The following is a 17,415-nucleotide window of genomic DNA, read 5'->3' on the forward strand; positions in this document are numbered from 1 at the left end:
ACCTGGCGCCACGACAACGAGGTATGGAGAACAGTCATGTCACACCACTACCCATTCAACAGCCTGTGCCACGTCGATGGCCAATGGCTGCACAGCCACAGTGGCAACAGCGTCGCCGTGCATGACCCGGCCAACCGCCAGGTCATCGGCCATGTGCCGCTGCTCGACCATGAGCAGATCGTCGCCGCGGTGGATGCCGCCCAGCGGGCTTTCCCGGCCTGGCGCCAGCAGAGCCTGGACAGCCGCGCTGCGCTGTTGCGGCGCTGGGCCGAATTGATGCTCGAGCACCAGGAGGCTCTGGCGCGCATTCTCAGCGAGGAGCAGGGCAAGCCGCTGGCCGAAGCACGCGGTGAAATCGCCTATGCGGCAAGCTTCATCCCCTGGTTTGCCGAGGAGGCCCGGCGCCTCAACGGGCAGACCATCCCCAGCCATATTCCGGGTGCCCAGCTGAGTACGCTGAAGGAGCCCGTCGGGGTCTGCGCGCTGCTCACCCCGTGGAACTTCCCCAGCGCCATGATCACCCGCAAGGCGGCTGCGGCGTTGGCGGCCGGCTGCACGGTGGTGGTCAAACCAGCCCACGAAACACCGTTCTCGGCGCTGGCCCTGGCCCAGCTGGCAGAGGACGCCGGCTTCCCGCCGGGGGTGTTCAACGTGGTGATCGGCGAGCCGCAGATGGCCATGGAAACCCTGGTGCGCGACAGCCGCGTGCGGGCGGTCAGCTTCACCGGCTCGACCCGGGTCGGCAAGCTGGTGCTGCAAGCCGCGGCTCAGGATGTGAAGAAAGTGGCGCTGGAGCTGGGCGGGAACGCGCCGTTCATCGTCTGCGCCGATGCCGACCTGGAGTTGGCCGTGCGGGTGGCCGTGGCCGCCAAGTTCCAGACGTCTGGCCAGGACTGCTGCGCGGCCAACCGGATCATGGTGCAGCGGCCGTTGTACGAAGCATTCCTGGCGCGCTTCGCCGAAGCGGTGCGGGCGCTGAAGGTTGGCCCGGCGATGGTCGATGGCGAGGAGACGGCGGCAGAGGTCGGCCCGCTGATGCACCAGGCCGCGTTCGATGCCACCCAGGCCCGGGTCGAGGACGCCCTGCAGCGTGGCGCCCGGCGCCTGGTCGGTGGCGAGGGCCATGCGCTGGGTGGCTGGTTCTTCCAGCCGACGGTGCTCGCCGATGTCACGCCGGCGATGCGCATCTACCAGGAAGAAAACTTCGCGCCGATTGCCGGGGTCATGCCGTTCGACACGCTGGAGCAGGCCATCACCATGGCCAATGACACCGAGTACGGCCTGGCTGCCTACATCGTCGGCAACCGCCTCGATGTCGTGCACCCGCTGGTGCGCCGGCTCGACCATGCGATGGTGGCGATCAACGGCGTCAAGTTCACCGGCCACCCCATCCCGTTCGGCGGCATGAAGGCCTCGGGCCTGGGCCGCGAAGGCGGCAGCGAGGGCTTCGAACCCTTCGTCGAAACCAAATACGTTTGCTTGCACCACCACGGTCAGTTCTAAGGAGTGTTTGCCATGAGCCAAGATTTCAGCCAGCTGTTCGAACAGGACCGCGCCCACTTCATGCACCCCTCGACCCACGCCCATGACCACGCCAGCGGCGCGCTCAAGGGCCGGATCATCACCGGTGCCGAGGGCATCCGCCTGCGTGACCATGAAGGCCGCGAACTGATCGATGCCTTCGCCGGCCTGTACTGCGTGAACATCGGTTACGGGCGTACCGAGGTCGCTGACGCCATCCATCGCCAGGCCAAGGAGCTGGCGTATTACCACACCTACGTCGGCCACTCGACCGAGGCGATCATCGAGCTTTCCAGCCGCATCATCGACTGGGCGCCGGCCGGGATGAAAAAGGTCTATTACGGCCTGTCGGGGTCCGATGCCAACGAGACCCAGGTCAAGCTGGTGCGCTACTACAACAACATCCTCGGTCGCCCACTCAAGAAGAAGATCATCTCTCGCGACCGCGGCTATCATGGCTCGGGCATCATGACCGGCAGCCTTACCGGCCTGCCCAGCTTCCACCAGCATTTCGACCTGCCGGTGGAAGGCGTCAAGCATACGGTCTGCCCGCACTGGTACCGCAAGGCACCGGCCGGCATGGATGAGCAGGCCTTCGTGCGCTATTGCGCCGACGAGCTGGAGCAACTGATCCTGGCCGAAGGGCCCGACACCGTCGCCGCGTTCATTGGCGAGCCGCTGATGGGCACCGGTGGCATCATCGTGCCGCCGAAGGGCTACTGGAAGGCGATCCAGGCTGTGCTCGACCGCTACGACGTGCTGTTGATCGCCGACGAAGTGGTGTGCGCCTTCGGCCGCCTGGGCTCGAAGATGGGCAGCCAGCGCTACGACATCCGCCCGGACCTGATCACCACGGCCAAGGGCCTGACCAGCGCCTATGCGCCGCTGTCGGCAGTGATCGTTGGTGAGAAGGTGTGGAACGTGATCGAAGAGGGCTCGCAGAAGGCCGGCCCGATGGGCCACGGCTGGACCTACTCCGGGCACCCGATCTGCGCGGCGGCGGCGCTGGCCAACCTGGATATTCTCGAGCGCGAGAACCTGACCGAGAATGCCGAAGTGGTGGGGGCATACCTGAACCGGCGCATGCGCGAAACCTTCGAAGGCCACCCGCTGGTAGGTGAAGTACGGGGTGACGGCATGCTTTGCGCGGTCGAGTTCATGGCCGATCGCGAGGCGCGCACGGCGTTCGACCCGGCGTTGAAAGTCGGGCCACAGGTGTCGGCAGCGTGCCTTGAGCGCGGGATGATCGCCCGGGCCATGCCGCATGGTGACATTCTCGGTTTTGCACCGCCGTTGGTGCTGAACCAGGAGGATGCTGAAAAGATCGTCGCCATCACCAAGGCGGCGGTCGATGAGGTGGCTGGCAAGGTGCTCGGCTGAGCATTGCAGGGGCCGTCATGCGGCCCCATCGCCGGCCTCGGCAGGCGAACCGACTGACGGTCCCACCCACCCCGCATCCTTGCCTACGCTGATATTCCAACCCGCTGAAGCAAGGAGAACCGTCATGGCCTTCCAATACAAGCGTCTGGACAAGAACAACGCCGCCGTGCTGCTGGTCGACCACCAGACCGGCCTGCTCTCGCTGGTAAGGGACATCGACCCCGACCGCTTCAAGAACAACGTCCTGGCCCTGTCGGACCTGGCCAAGTACTTCAAGCTGCCGACCATTCTCACCACCAGTTTCGAGACCGGCCCCAACGGCCCGCTGGTGCCCGAACTGAAAGAGCAGTTCCCCGACGCCCCGTACATCGCCCGGCCTGGCAACATCAACGCCTGGGACAACGAGGACTTCGTCAAGGCCGTCAAGGCCACCGGCAAGAAGCAGTTGCTGATTGCCGGCGTGGTGACCGAAGTGTGCGTGGCCTTCCCGGCACTGTCGGCGCTGGAGGAGGGCTTCGAGGTATTCGTCGTCACCGATGCCTCCGGCACCTTCAACGAACTGACCCGTGACTCGGCCTGGCGGCGCATGGAGGCCGCCGGGGCGCAACTGATGACCTGGTTCGGCGTGGCCTGCGAACTGCACCGTGACTGGCGCAACGACATCGAAGGGCTGGGGACCCTGTTCTCCAACCATATTCCGGACTACCGCAACCTGATGACCAGCTACAACAAACTGGCCAAGTAATCCGGCCTCGAAGGCACCCCCGTACCCTGTGGGAGCGGGTTCACCCGCGAATGCGTCGGTAGCTTCAATGACGCATTCGCGGGTAAACCCGCTCCCACACCCTCCCCGGAACACTCACCAGCATTTGCAGAATCAATGAGATAGAAGCAAGCCTGCGAAATCCACAAGCGAAGCGGCAAACTGCCATGGATCGACCATACTGACTCTTCATTCGCCCTCAGGAGAGTGCCATGTCGAAGTCGTCCAGGAAAAAAGACCTCAAGGACCAGCCGGAGAAACTGGGCGGCAAGGCGTACGAGAAGGCACTCAAGCAGCTGCATGTGGAGCTGGTGAAGCTGCAGGAATGGGTGGTGGCCAAGGGCCTGAAGGTGTGCATTGTCTTCGAGGGCCGCGATGGCGCCGGCAAGGGCGGTACCATCAAGGCCATTACCGAGCGCGTCAGCCCGCGAGTATTCCGCGTGGTGGCGCTGCCGGCACCGACCGAGCGGGAAAAGACCCAGATGTATGTGCAACGCTACCTGGGCCACCTGCCTGCCGCGGGCGAGGTAGTGATCTTCGACCGCAGCTGGTACAACCGCGCCGGTGTCGAGCGGGTGATGGGCTTCTGCAGCGAAGAACAGAGCAGCAAGTTTCTCACCGTGGTGCCGCTGTTCGAAAAGATGATGGTCGAGTCGGGGATCATCCTCATCAAGTACTGGCTGGAGGTCAGCGCCGAAGAGCAGACCCGCCGCCTGCAGGACCGCATCAACGATGGCCGCAAGCTGTGGAAGCTATCGCCGATGGACCTCAAGTCGTACACCCGCTGGGATGAATACACCCGGGCCCGCGACGACATGTTCGCCGCCTCCGATTCGTCCTGGGCACCATGGTTCATGGCCCATTCCAACGACAAGCGCCGTGCCCGGCTGAACATCATCAGCCATCTGCTGACGCGCATCCCCTACAAGGACATTGCCCGCGACGGGCTGGTGAAGTTGCCCAAGCGCGGCAAGATCGGCAAATACAAGGCCGTCAACTACCCGTTCAAAGTCGTCGAAGAGCGTTTCTGATCTCTCCCCACGGGGAGCAGCGAGGGTGCGAGCCTATGCCACATGATGGCAGCCTGTTGCAGGCGACGGTGGTGTTCCTGCTGGCGGTGGTGCTTCTGGTACCGCTGGCGCAGCGTTTGAAAATGGGGGCGGTGCCCGGCTATCTGCTGGCGGGCATCCTGATAGGGCCATCGGTATTTGGCTTGCTGAACAACCCGGATAACGTGGCACGCCTGTCGGAGATGGGTGTGGTGATGCTGCTGTTCGTCATCGGCCTGGAGCTGTCGCCGCGGCGTTTGTGGAGCATGCGCCGGGCGCTGTTTGGTGTCGGCTCGCTACAAGTGGGCCTGAGTGCTGTGGTGCTTGGCCTGCTGGCGTACTGGCTGTTCGGCCAGTCGAAGCCGGCTGCCATCGTGCTGGGCCTGGGCCTTGCGCTGTCGTCCACCGCGTTTGGCCTGCAGGTACTGGCCGAGCGCAAGGACCTGGGCAAGCCGCACGGCCGCCTGGCCGTGGCGATCCTGCTGTTCCAGGACATTGCCGCGATCCCGCTGATTGCCGTGGTACCGCTGCTCGGTGGTGATGTCAGCACCGCCGACGAAGGTGCCTGGCCGGTGCTGGCGGTGGTGGTTGGCATAGGTGTGCTGATCATCTTTGGCCGCTACCTGTTGACCCCTGTCTTCAAATGGACAGTCGGTTCGGGCCTGCCCGAGCTGTCGACCGCTACCGCCTTGCTGGTGGTGCTGGGCACCGCCTGGGTGATGGAGCACGTGGGCGTGTCCATGGCGCTGGGGGCATTTCTGGCGGGCGTGTTGATGGCCGAGTCGCCTTTCCGCCACGAACTGGAAACCCAGATCGAGCCCATCAAGGGTTTGCTGCTGGGGCTGTTCTTCGTTGGCGTGGGGATGAGCGCCGACCTGCGCCTGCTGTTCGGCATGCCGTTAATGGTGCTGGGGCTGACCCTGCTGCTGGTGGTCATCAAGCTGCCGCTGCTGTATGGCCTGGGCCGCACGGCGGGTGGGCTGAACCAGGCCCAGGCGCTGTGCCTGGGCGTGGTGCTGGCCTCTGGCGGCGAGTTTGCCTTCGTGGTGTTCAAGCTGGCGCTGGACCATCAGGTGCTGGCGCAGCAGGTGCATGACCTGCTGGTGCTGGCCATCACCTTGTCGATGGCGGTAGTGCCGTTGGTAATGATGGCCCTGGCGCGCCAGTTGCGTGACGACAGCCCGTCACAAGCAACCCCTGAAGCGGGCCACTGAATCGCGCCACACGGCGCACCTGGAATTCGGAGGTGAAGCATGCAACCGGGTCTCAAGCTGGACAGCCGCCTGTCGCGGGGCTTGCTCGATGTGCTCATCAAGGCCGGCCTGGTGGCTGCGCTGGTGATATTCGCCTTCCAGACGTTCCAGCCGTTCCTGGAGCTGATGCTGTGGTCGGTGATCCTGGCGGTGACCTTGTACCCGTTGTATTGCCGCATCCAGCGCCGCACAGGGCTCAAGGACGGGCTTTCGGCGACGCTGGTGGTTCTGCTGGTACTGGTCGTGCTGCTGGTGCCGATCTACCTGGTGGTGATGTCCATCGGCGAGTCGGTGGACAGCCTGGTGACGCTGCTGAAAAGCGGGGCCTGGAGCGTGCCGGCGCCTCCCGATTCGGTGGCGGCCTGGCCGCTGATCGGGCCGAAGGTGCATGCCCTGTGGCTGGCAGCCTCGGAAAACATGGCTGGTGTGCTGAACCAATGGATGCCCCAGCTCAAGGATGCCGGGCGCACGGTGCTGGGGGCTGCAGCCAGCGCGGGCGGCGCGTTCCTGTTGTTCATCGCGGCGATCATCGTCTCGGGCATCATCATGGCGTTCGGTGACCGCGGCGAAATCGCGGCGCAGCGCATAGCCATGCGGGTGTCGGGCGAGGAGCGCGGCAAGCCACTGGCCAAGCTGTGCACCGCCACCATTCGCGCGGTGGCCCAGGGCGTGATCGGCATTGCCTTCATCCAGATGCTGCTGATCGGTGTCGGCTTCGTCATCAAAGGGGTACCGGGGGCCGGGATGCTGGCCATCGTCATCCTCATGCTGGGGATTGCCCAGGCACCGGCCACGTTGATCACGGTGCCGGTGATCATCTACATCTTCAACGTCGAAGGCTTTACCGTGGCGACCATCATCTTCGCCATCTACAGCTTCGTCGCCGGGCTTGCCGACAACGTGCTCAAGCCGCTGCTGCTGGGGCGCGGGGTGGACGTACCGATGCCGGTGGTGCTGATCGGGGCATTGGGCGGCATGGTGGTCAAAGGCATCATCGGCCTGTTCATCGGCCCGGTGATCCTGGGCGTCACTTATGTACTGTTCTGGCAATGGGTGGCGCTGCAGGTGCCGGAAAACCCCGTCGAGCCGTCGGCGTGAGCCAAGGCCTGCCATGCCCGGACGCCTCTGTGGTTGTGCACTGAGCCTGGCTGCCACGTTGGTGGGCTGTACCCAGGTCGGCCCGGATTTCCAGCCGCCGCAGGACCCGTGGCTGAGCACCTGGAACACCCCGCTGCTGGAGCAAGCTGGGCAGCAGGCCGCGGCGCCCGACCTGCGCCAGTGGTGGGACGTGTTCGCCGACCCGGCCCTGGATGCCTTGATCGCCGAGGCCGATGCCAACAACAGCAACCTGCGCGTGGCCGGCTTGCGCATTGCCGAAGCCCGCGCCCAGTTGGCCATCGTGCAGACCGGGCGTTATCCACAGCTGCAGCAGCTGCGCGCCCAGAGCCTGTACCTGAAGCAGGACCAGTCCGGCACCGCCACCGCCCGCGATTCGGTGTTCTGGCAATCCAGCGCGGGCTTCGACATCGGCTGGGAAATCGACTTCTGGGGGCGCTTCAGCCGCGCCATTGAAAGCGCCGACGCCGTCTACTTCGCCTCCCAGGCTAATTACGCCGATGCCATGCTGCTGTTGCGTGCGCAGGTGGCCGACACCTACTTTGCCCTGCGCACCACCGAGGCGCGGCTGGATATCGCCGAAGAAAACGCCCGCCGCCAGGCGCGCAGCCTGGAGATAACCGAGCGGCTGTTCCGTCATGGCGAAAACGACGAACTCGACTGGCAACAGGCGCGCACCCAGTACCTGGCTACCCAGGCCACCATCCCCGAGTTTCAGAACCAGCTCAATGCCCTGCGCAACGTGCTGTGCTCGCTGCTGGGTCGGCCGCCCGGGCCGCTGCCACAGCTGGATGCCGGCCACGGCCAGTTGCCGTTGCCGGACCGTGCCGTGCTGCAGGGCGTGCCCGCCAGCCTGCTGCAGCGCCGCCCGGACATCCGCGCCGCCGAGCAGGCGGTGGCGGCGCAGTCGGCGCTGGTCGGGGTGGCCGAGGCCGACCTTTATCCACAGCTGAGCCTGCTGGGCAGCATCGGCTGGAGCTTCGTCACGGCCAATCACCTGCCCGATACCTTCGACATCGCCGCCGGGCCCAGCCTGATCTGGAACCCGTTCGACTACGGCCGGCGCAAGAACGCCGTGCGCGTGGAAGATGCCCGCTTGCAGCAGCTGATCGAGCTGTATAACCAGGGCGTGCGCGAAGCCGCCCGCGAGGCCGACGATGCCGCCAGCGGGCTGGTGCGCTCGCTGCAGAGCGCAAGCATCCGCGACCAGGCCTCCCAGGCCGCGCAGCGCTCGCTGAGCCTGGCCAGCTCGCAGTACCGCGAAGGCTTTGCCGACTTCCAGCGCGTGCTGGACGCCCAGCAACTGCTGCTGCAGCAACAGGACGGCTACCTGGTCAGCCGCGGCAATGCCGTCAGCAGCCTGGTGACGTTGTACAAGGCCCTGGGCGGCGGCTGGGACGCCAGCCGCGCACCGATCGACCCGGCCACCCGCCAGCAGATGCAGCAACGCACAGATTGGGGCGAACTGCTCGACGAGCCAGCCCCCAGCGCACATGCACAAGGTGAAACGAAATGAGCGACGCTACGCCGACGCCACCCCCGCCAGCCCCCGATCGCGGCATGCGCTGGGTGCTGCTGCTGATTGCCGTGAGCTTGCTGTGGTACCTGCTGGCCGACCGTTTCACGCCCTATACCCAGCAGGCCCGCCTGCAGGCCTACGTGGTGCCGGTGAGTGCCGAGGTGGCCGGGCAGGTGAAGCGTGTGGCGGTGGGCAACAACCAGGAAGTACGCAAGGGCGATGTGCTGTTCGAACTGGACCAGGAACAGTACCGCATCGCCTTGGCCCGCGCCGAAGCCGACCTGGACACGGTACGCCGGCAGATCGGTGCCCACACCGCTGGCATCGACTCGGCCCAGGCGGCGCTGGTGGCGGCCCAGGCCAACGAGCGCAAGGCGCGGCAGGACGCCGAGCGGCTCAAGCGCCTGATCGATGAAGACCCGGGCACGGTATCGGTGCGCCGCCTGGAGGGCGCCCAGGCCAACCGCGACCAGGCCATCAGCCAGGTCGCGGCAGCCCGTGCCGAAGTGGAGCGGGCCCGTGAGCAGCAGGGCGGGGCGCAGGACGACAACGCCCAACTGCGCAGCGCGGCGGCCAATGTGGAAAAAGCCCGGCTGGACCTGGCGCGTACCGTGGTACGCGCCGATGCAAACGGGCTGATCACCGACCTGCGCACCGACGTTGGCCACTATGTAGGCGCCGGCAGCCCGATGATGACCCTGATCGCCATCCATGACGTGTGGATAAGTGCCGACATGACCGAGAACAACCTCGGTCGGCTGCGCCCAGAAACTCCGGTGCTGGTAGTGCTCGATGCGCTGCCCGGCACGGTGTTGAAGGGGCGCATTCGCAGCATCGGCTACGGCGTGAGCGTGGGCCAGAGTACCCCGCCGGGCACGTTGCCGACCGTGCAGAACAGCCGCGAGTGGCTGCGCTCGGCGCAACGCTTCCCGGTGATCGTCGAACTGGAGCGTGACCAGTTGCAGGACAAGAGCGGTTTGCGGGTCGGCGGCCAGGCCGAAGTCATGGCCCTGCCAACCGAGGGCAACCCTTTGAACCTGCTGGGCCGGCTGTTCATGTGGCTGATGAGCTGGCTGTCGTATGCCTATTGAGCTGCGCCGCCTGCGCGCCCTGCGCCTGGCTTGGGGCGTGGCGCTGTGCCTGGCGGTGAGTTTCGGCATCGGCTTGCCGGTGCCGATCCTGGCGCCGGTGTTCGCGGTGCTGTTGCTGGCCATGCGCAGCCAGCCCTTGCCCCTGCGTGCGGCACCGGCCCTGGCGGTGCTGGTGCTGCTTGCCTGCGGCAGCGGGCTGCTGCTGATTCCGCTGCTGCGCCATGCCCCGATGAGTGGGGTGTTGCTGGTGGGGGTGGGGGTATTCCTGACCTTGTGTTATGCGCTGAAGGGCGGCAACGGCCTGCTGGCCAATTTGCTGGTGATCGGCCTGACCATGATCGCTGCTGCCGGCACCAGCGACTTCAGCTTGGCGCTGTCGGTGGTCGAAGCGCTGGCCAAAGGCATGCTGCTGGCGGTGCTGGGTACTGCGGCAGCGCATGTGCTGTTTCCAGAGCCGGCCGATGCGCCGGCGCAACCGGCACCGCCTCTGCTCGACAGTGACCAGGTGAGCTGGGTCGCCTTGCGTGCCACGCTGATCGTCATGCCGGCCTTCTTGCTGGCGCTGATCGCCCCGGACCAGTACATGCCGCTGATCATGAAGGCAGTGAGCCTGGGGCAGCAGGCCGGCGAAACCCGCGCGCGGCATGCCAGCCGCGAGCTGATCGGCTCGACCTTGCTTGCCGGGTTGCTGGCGATACTGACGTGGGGCGCGTTGAGCCTGTTCGTGCACCTGTGGATGTTTTTCCTGTGGGTGCTGCTGTTCGTCCTTTGGCAGGGGCGCAGGCTCTACCGTGCAGTGGATACCAGGCAAAGCCCGGCGTACTGGGTGAGTTGCCTGACGACCATGCTGATCTTGCTGGGGCAGTCGGTGCAGGACAGCGCGGGCGGGCAGGATGTGTACCGCGCCTTTGCCGTGCGCATGGCGCTGTTTCTGGCGGTGTCGGTGTATGCCAGTGCCATGCTCATATGGATTGATCGGCGGCGGGTTCGGACTGCTTAGTTCTTTTGTACTGGCCTTTTCGCGGGCACGCCCGCGAAGAGGCCAACCCAGGAAAACCTAGGGTTTCCAGTCAACCCCACTCTCTTCCAGGTAGGCATCCACCGCTGCCCCAACAGTGGGATGAAACGCCGACTCCCCCATATGCTCGAACAACTCGAACTGTCGCATCTTGTCCTTTACCGGGTCCTTCATCTCGGCAAACTGCAACTCCACCCCCCGCGCCTCCAGCGCCCGGTCCAGCTCGGCCAGCATGTCCGCCGAGGTGATATCGATGCTGGTCACCGGCTCTGCCGCAATCACCAGCCGTTGAACCGGGGTAGGCGATGCATCCACCGCCGCCATCACCGTGCTCTGGAACTGTTCGGCATTGGCAAAGAACAGCGGCGCATCCCAACGCAGCAGCACCAGCCCCGGAATGCGTCGGGCCTGTGGATAACGCTGCACATCATGGTAACCGCGGGTGCCATCCACCCGTCCCAGCACCGCATGATGCGGCCGCCAGCCGTCCCACAGGAACTCGATCACCGATATCGCCACGGCAATGCAGATGCCAGGAATGGCCCCGAATACCGCTACGCCGACGAAGCAGGTGAACGACAGCCAGAACTCCCATTGCTGCATGCGGAAGATGCGCTTGAGGTCGGCAAACTCGAACAGGCCCAACGCTGCGGCAATCACCACCGCCGCCAGGGCGCTGTTGGGCAGGTGTTGCATCAGGTTGGGCGCCACCAGCAGCAACAGCGTCACCGCCAGCGCGCCGATGATGCCGGTGAGCTGGGTCTGCGAGCCGGCCGCTTCGGCCACGGGGGTGCGTGACGAGCTGCTGCTGATAGGGATGCCCTGGAACAGCCCCGAGGCCAGGTTGGCCACGCCCAGGCCGAACATTTCCTGGTTGGGGTTGACCGGGGTCTTCATGCGCGCGGCATAGGAGCGTGACAGCACGCTGGTATCGGCGAACGACACCAGTGCCACCGCGATGCCGCCGAGCAGTACCTCCACCAGGTCGATATCGCTGACCCAGGGGAACACGAAGCTGGGTAGCCCCTGGGGCAGTTCGCCGAGCACTTTCACGCCTTGCTGGTCGAGCCCCAGCAGGCTCACCGCAAGCGTGGCCAGCACCACCGCAATGAGAATGCCCGGCAGGCGCTTGAACGGCTTGAGCAGCAGGATCAGCGCCAGGCTACCGCCACCGACCACGAAACTTGGCCAATGGCCCTGGCCGGCGAGCAAGGCCTGGATCAGGTTCCAGGTATCCCGCAGCGGGCCCTGGCTGTCGACCGACAGGCCGAACAGTTTGGGCAACTGGCTGATCAGCACCGTGAGGGCGATGCCGTTCATGTAGCCATAGCGGATCGGCTTGGACAGCAACTCTGTGATGAAGCCCAGGCGCAGCAGACCGGCGATCACGCAGAACGCCCCGGCCACAAGGGCCATCATGCTGGCGATGGCGATTGCCCGTTGCGGGTCGCTGGCGGCGTACTGCACCACCACCGCCAGAATCGGCGCGGCCAGTGCCGAGTCCGGGCCCAGCACCAGGATGCGGCTGGGGCCGAACACGGCATAGGCCAGCAGCGGGATGATGGTGGCGTACAGCCCGTAGATGCCGGGCACGCCAGACGCTTCGGCATAGGCGATGCCCACCGGCACCAGCATGGTGGTGAGCACCAGGCCGGCGGCGATGTCTTTGGGCAGCCAGGCGGGTTGGTAGTGGAGCAGGGTGACCAGGCCGGGTAACCAGCGTTGCCAGTCGAGGCGGGGTTTTTCAGGCATGGGGCGTGCGTCCAGGGGAGGGTGCTGAATCACAGCTTAGATGCTGAATTCCGGGGCCGCTCTGCGGCCCTTTCGCTTTGATGCGAGGTCCGGAAAATGCGCGGTACCTGTGGGAGCGGGCATGCCCGCGAACACCGGCGCAGCCGGTGCCATGCACCGCGTTGGATTCTTCGCGGCTAAAGCCGCTCCCACAATGGGCGCGTGCTGCTTGCCAGATGCCAGAAAAAACAAAACCCCTTGAGGCGTTGGCCTCAAGGGGTTCGTGGGTACTGCAGTCTGGCGCTTAGACGTTGTGGCTATACCCACCATTGGTCAGCTATGGACACTTTTGTAAATTCTTGTTTTGCATAGAAATTTTGTAATTGTTGTGAGTCCATGGAAATTTGTTTTTTCGAGTATGTGGAAAGCGTGAAGTCCATGCTTTGGGTTTCTTAGACATCTGTGACAGGCCGTGTCATCCACACCCGCCGATAGTCCTGCGTCAATGTACGTAAGCGAAATCGTGACTATATGGGTGCCGATTCAGGCAGTGAAATCTCCCCGCATACGCACGCAAAGCAGGCGATCTTTTGTGTCGTTTTTTAATTCTGGCACTCCGCTGCTCATAGGATGCTTGCTGGTTCGTGTCCTGAATCAACCGCCGAAGATGGGAAGCTGTTGGCGTTGCTGTCGGCTACGATGATCATCTTTAAACCGCTGATCGTACTCGTCATGTGAGCACCGTGAGGACACCGCCAAACCCTCTAATTAGGCTACACCACCATTTGTACGACTGCCCGGTGGACAGAAATTTTCATGGATTCGTGCTCGGAAGTCTTCATGCTGTGAGGCAGTGAACTCGGAAAAGACGTGTTCGGTTCGTGTTCACTAGCATTGACATTCCCCAAGCGCAAAGCCTGTGACCAGCGATGCTGGTTGCTCATCCACCTTGACTAGCAGAAGGCCATCATTAAAGATTCCGCCTTGGACTAAACACAAGCGAGGGATCAAATGTTCGACTTCACCAGTCTTACGTTAAAAACTAAATCGGAATGCCCACCGACTCTATTAGATCTGTTCGGTCAACTCGATAGGAAAGCAACCCATATCAGCTTGCGACCAGCGCAGGCAGCAGCGTTGCGAAAGTTAGACGAGCTATCAGCAGAAAGAGATATAGTCCTAAAACTTAGTACTGGTTCAGGTAAGACTGTAGTTGGATTGGTCTATGCTGAAATGATGCGCTGCCGTTACAAAGGCGATCCAATCATATATGTCTGCCCGACAAACCAACTGGTGGAGCAAGTCTTGCAATCTGCCCAGGCAATTGGGGTTCCCGCTTGTACATTCCCATCGTCGGGTCTACCGTACGATGCACTATCTGGAGATTCCATCCTTGTTTGCTCATACGATCGTATTTTCAATGCTATCAGTAGGCTCGAGTCAAATGGAGTGCGTCCGGCAGCGTTAGTCCTTGATGATGTACACGCAGGGGTGGAGCGCGTTAAAGCTTGCTATACGGTCAAGGTACCAGATGCCTGCTTTGAAAAGTTTAAGGCTATGATTCTTCCGCTTTGCGAAGCATCTGATCCGGCTACATGGAGAGGAATCAAAGCGTCTGCCTTCGATTCTCGATATGAAGTGCCTTATTGGGTGTGGAGCAATATTCATAATGAAGTGGTCGCGCTTTTAGAGGAATATAAGGATACAGATGAATTGCGTTTTCAATGGGGTAACGTAGCACGCTATTTTGACCAAGCTAGAGTGTGTATCTCAGGTTCGGCTGCAGAAATCTCGCTTTCTGTACCACCGGTGGAAGAGCGTGCTGTATATGCTAGTGCTAAGCACCGTCTGTTTATGTCAGCAAGCATCAAGGATGGTTCATCTTTTATAGGTGATCTCGACTGTGATCCTGATGCATTTAAGCGAGTCATTGAGCCTATTGAAGATGAAGGTGCCGGAGAAAGGATGATGTTGGCAACATCATTGATTTCTCCTGATGCTTCTAAGAAGGATATCGCTGCGGTTTGCTCAAATTTAGCGAAGCAAACCAACGTGGTTGTCCTGACTAGTTCTGAGGCTCAAGCCAAAATTTGGGTGGAGGCCGGCGCGCAGCTTTCGCAAGGAAAAGATTTTGAACCCGCCATTGATAAATTAAAATCTAGTAATCGAAACTTTATCGTATTTACGCAAAGGTTTGATGGGGTAGATCTTCCCGACGATGCGTGCCGGGTATTGGTAATTGACGGAGTTCCGTCCGGGGACCGTCTCAGTGATAAAGTAGATGCGCAGAGACAGAAAGATTCTCCTGCATTCGAGGTTCGAACAGTAAACAGGTTTGAGCAAGCACTCGGTCGAGCCGTTCGGTCCAGTGCCGACTACGCGGCAATTCTGTTAGTCGGGACGGATATCGCTACTTTCATTGGTAAACGAAGCGTAAGGGATTTACTTGAACCTCGTACTCTAGCTCAAGTCGATCTAGGGAAGGACTTGGTGAAGCTTGGCGGCGGGGCTACTTTGGTTACCGCGATCCAAGGAATGGTTCAAGCAGTGCTTTCTCGTAATGATCAATGGAAGGATGCACACCGCGCTAGAGTTAAACAGCCTGAAAGGTCCGTACGTCAGCAAAATCAGTTAACTCTTCACGAGACCATTGCTTTCACGGCGCGTACAAGTTGGAAGTTGGCTAAAGGAAACAACTACCAAGGTGCCGTTACAAATCTTAGGGAGGCGCGTAATATCCAGGGGCTTCACCCGATACAGCAAGCAGAGCTACTGTATAAAATGGGGGCGTATCTACATCATTTCGATCCTGCTACGGCTGCAGAGGTCTATCGAGCCGCTTTTGAAGCTAACTCTAACTTTCCGAGGCCAAATAAAGTAGCCGACAAGAAGTTCGCCCGGATGACAGATCAGAGCATTGCGGCGCGGGACTATCTGGGGCAGTTCGCACAAGTTAATGCTGCCATTGCAAGGCTTGACGAGATAGCTGCCAAACTCAGTTTTGCTATGCCGGCCGAGGTCGTTGAGCAAGGAATTATGGAGTTGGGTATTGTGCTGGGTGCTTCATCAAGTCGCCCGGAGAAAGAAACCGGCAGAGGGCCAGATAATCTGTGGCTGTTTGACGATGTTGCGCTTTGCATAGAGGCGAAGACGGAAAAACATGCTGACCTTTTTAAGGTCGAGGCGGCACAATTAGTTCTTAGCCTGGAATGGTGTAAAGAGCATATCGAAGCCCCGGACAGAGGCTTTACACCTGTATTTGTAACGAACTCGGCAAAAGCCGATAGAATTGAGGACGTGAGTTTCGGTCCGAAGCTTATGACCCAGGATCTCGTCTTCAGTTTGCTGAATGACCTCAGGCAGGCGGTGCTAAGTATTACTTTCGATGGTCCTTTATTTACAGATCCTTCATCGCTTGCTAAGGCGTATGCCGCTAATAACTTATCGGGAAAACAGATCTTGGCCAGGCTTGAGAAAATTCAATAATAAATTTAATCGACCTGCTTTAGGTGGCCGAATAGCGAGCAACCCCGTCGGCAGGAAAGCGATGCAGTTGGCCCAGCCGGCAAATGCCGGCTGGGCGTAATCTCCAATGGCTTGGCAATTAATAAGCTCTCGAGCGGCCAAGCAGCCAGACCTACCTATCTGCGTACATTAGTGGGAGCTGATCGGTCGATGGTAACCTTGTCGCCATTTTGACGGTGAGTCATCCCGCTCCATCAGTGGTCATTGGGCAGTTTGCGATTTCGCTCTACGCCAGCGAATTCGCGCGTTTACAGCCCTTCCGCTTGAGCGATATTGACTGGTATTGCCCAGCTCCAAGATATCATCTGCAAAATTCGCCGTTCGGGGCTGCGCCTGGCCTATCCAATTTGGGAACATCGAGACTGCGATGGTGTGGGTGAGCTCTCCCGAGTCCTCGTCCACATTGAAGGGGCCGCTGTAGGCGATGTACGACAGGCCTTGAGCGCGGTATTCCGCATCAGCGCCCCCAAACCAGTCACCTGAGGAAAACGATGCCCGATTTGCCGCGCTCAGCTGAGCCGACATATAGCCATCTGCCGTGTAGATTATGAAGCCTTCAGGATGTTCACCGAAGGGATGTGCAGGGGCAGATCCATCCACTGGGTATTCTGTGTAGGATTCGAGCACCCAAGTGCCAATCAATTTTTCACGAATGCTCATGGTCGTACCTCACATCGTCTGCTGCATGTCGTTGTCGATTGGCAAAAGCTGTCCAGAGATGGACTTGCCTGCGTCCGATGCTAGGAAGACTGCTAGTTCAGCAATGTCCTTCGGATCCACCAGGCGTCGGAGGGATTGAACCGAAAACGCCTTGCCACGTTCCTCCTCGACGGAGTTGCCGGAGAGTTTGGCCCTACCTTCGAGCACGTTCTCAAAGCGCTCCCCTTCGACAGCTCCGGGCAGAATGGCGTTAACACGAATGCCATACGCGCCGAGCTCACGTGAAAGGCTCTTGGTGAAGCCGATCAGTCCCCATTTACTGGTTGAGTAGGGGGAGCGATCTGGGTAGCCCAATCGTCCCGCAACAGAAGACATGTTAATGATTGAGGGGTGTGATGAGCGCTTAAGCGTAGGGACGGCCAAGCGCGTAACGTTGAAGGTCCCATTCAAATTTATCTGCATGACCTTGTCCCACTCATCGGGATCAAGTTGCTCAACGGGAGCGGTGGGGCCGGATATCCCGGCGTTGTTGACGAGCACATCTAAACCACCCATGGCTTCGATGATGACTGGAATACCGAGTTCAAGGGTGCGGCGATCAGATACATTGCATACTGCAGTGCGGATACCAGGATGCTCTAACTGAAGGCGGTTTAAGCCCTCGGTGTCGATGTCCAATACCGTGACGTCAGCGCCGCGGCCGCTGAAGGCCAGAGCTATCGCATACCCGATACCAGATGCTCCCGCCGTTATCAGTACTTTCTGCTTTGTCATGGTCATTCCTAATAC

The 17,415-nt window shown here is 61.3% G+C and carries 13 protein-coding genes; 10 read left to right on the plus strand and 3 right to left on the minus strand.

The annotated features are described in order from the left end of the window. Nucleotides 1–36 precede the first annotated feature (36 nt). The 9 genes from ABX298_RS14395 (at nt 37) to ABX298_RS14435 (ending at nt 10,692) form a co-directional block, all read left to right on the plus strand. A complete protein-coding gene (locus tag ABX298_RS14395; RefSeq protein ID WP_025337670.1) occupies nt 37–1,503 on the plus strand; it encodes an NAD-dependent succinate-semialdehyde dehydrogenase in 1,467 nt (488 codons plus the stop codon). Between the two features lie 12 nt (nt 1,504–1,515). Beyond that, nucleotides 1,516–2,901 (plus strand): aspartate aminotransferase family protein, encoded by a 1,386-nt coding sequence (locus tag ABX298_RS14400; RefSeq protein ID WP_025337671.1) that lies wholly within the window; start codon nt 1,516–1,518, stop codon nt 2,899–2,901. Nucleotides 2,902–3,025: 124 nt separating this feature from the next. Beyond that, nucleotides 3,026–3,646, plus strand: coding sequence for an isochorismate family cysteine hydrolase YcaC (ycaC, locus tag ABX298_RS14405; protein ID WP_010951959.1), 621 nt, complete (start codon nt 3,026–3,028; stop codon nt 3,644–3,646). A gap of 230 nt (nt 3,647–3,876) precedes the next feature. Then, a complete protein-coding gene (gene ppk2, locus ABX298_RS14410) occupies nt 3,877–4,695 on the plus strand; it encodes a polyphosphate kinase 2 (RefSeq protein WP_367393258.1) in 819 nt (272 codons plus the stop codon). A gap of 35 nt (nt 4,696–4,730) precedes the next feature. Beyond that, on the plus strand, nt 4,731–5,927 hold the full coding sequence (locus ABX298_RS14415) for a monovalent cation:proton antiporter-2 (CPA2) family protein (RefSeq protein WP_025337673.1): 1,197 nt from the start codon (nt 4,731–4,733) through the stop codon (nt 5,925–5,927). Between the two features lie 39 nt (nt 5,928–5,966). Next, on the plus strand, nt 5,967–7,064 hold the full coding sequence (locus ABX298_RS14420; protein WP_367393259.1) for an AI-2E family transporter: 1,098 nt from the start codon (nt 5,967–5,969) through the stop codon (nt 7,062–7,064). 13 nt (nt 7,065–7,077) lie between these two features. After that, on the plus strand, nt 7,078–8,598 hold the full coding sequence (locus ABX298_RS14425) for an efflux transporter outer membrane subunit (RefSeq protein ID WP_367393260.1): 1,521 nt from the start codon (nt 7,078–7,080) through the stop codon (nt 8,596–8,598). Continuing rightward, a complete protein-coding gene (locus ABX298_RS14430) occupies nt 8,595–9,692 on the plus strand; it encodes an HlyD family secretion protein (RefSeq protein WP_085617347.1) in 1,098 nt (365 codons plus the stop codon). The genes ABX298_RS14425 and ABX298_RS14430 overlap by 4 nt, the downstream gene beginning before the upstream one ends. Continuing rightward, entirely contained in the window at nt 9,682–10,692 is a 1,011-nt protein-coding gene (locus tag ABX298_RS14435; RefSeq protein ID WP_367393261.1) for a DUF2955 domain-containing protein, read from the plus strand. The genes ABX298_RS14430 and ABX298_RS14435 overlap by 11 nt, the downstream gene beginning before the upstream one ends. A gap of 57 nt (nt 10,693–10,749) precedes the next feature. Here ABX298_RS14435 and ABX298_RS14440 read toward each other — a convergent pair whose 3' ends face one another. After that, a complete protein-coding gene (locus ABX298_RS14440) occupies nt 10,750–12,462 on the minus strand; it encodes a SulP family inorganic anion transporter (RefSeq protein ID WP_075043751.1) in 1,713 nt (570 codons plus the stop codon). 990 nt (nt 12,463–13,452) lie between these two features. On the opposite strand from ABX298_RS14440, the gene ABX298_RS14445 reads away from it, so the two are divergent. Beyond that, entirely contained in the window at nt 13,453–15,927 is a 2,475-nt protein-coding gene (locus tag ABX298_RS14445; RefSeq protein WP_367393262.1) for a DEAD/DEAH box helicase family protein, read from the plus strand. A gap of 240 nt (nt 15,928–16,167) precedes the next feature. On the opposite strand, the gene ABX298_RS14450 is transcribed toward ABX298_RS14445, so the two are convergent. Both ABX298_RS14450 and ABX298_RS14455 read right to left on the minus strand, forming a co-directional pair. After that, nucleotides 16,168–16,626, minus strand: a complete 459-nt coding sequence (locus tag ABX298_RS14450) for a lipocalin-like domain-containing protein (RefSeq protein ID WP_367393263.1) — start codon at nt 16,624–16,626, stop codon at nt 16,168–16,170. A gap of 9 nt (nt 16,627–16,635) precedes the next feature. After that, nucleotides 16,636–17,400 carry an SDR family oxidoreductase gene (locus ABX298_RS14455; protein ID WP_367393264.1) on the minus strand — a complete coding sequence of 255 codons (765 nt, stop codon included), beginning with the start codon at nt 17,398–17,400 and terminating at the stop codon, nt 16,636–16,638. Between the last annotated feature and the right edge of the window lie 15 nt (nt 17,401–17,415).

Source organism: Pseudomonas sp. X4 (assembly GCF_040784925.1).
In the GTDB taxonomy this organism is placed as follows: domain Bacteria; phylum Pseudomonadota; class Gammaproteobacteria; order Pseudomonadales; family Pseudomonadaceae; genus Aquipseudomonas; species Aquipseudomonas putida_Z.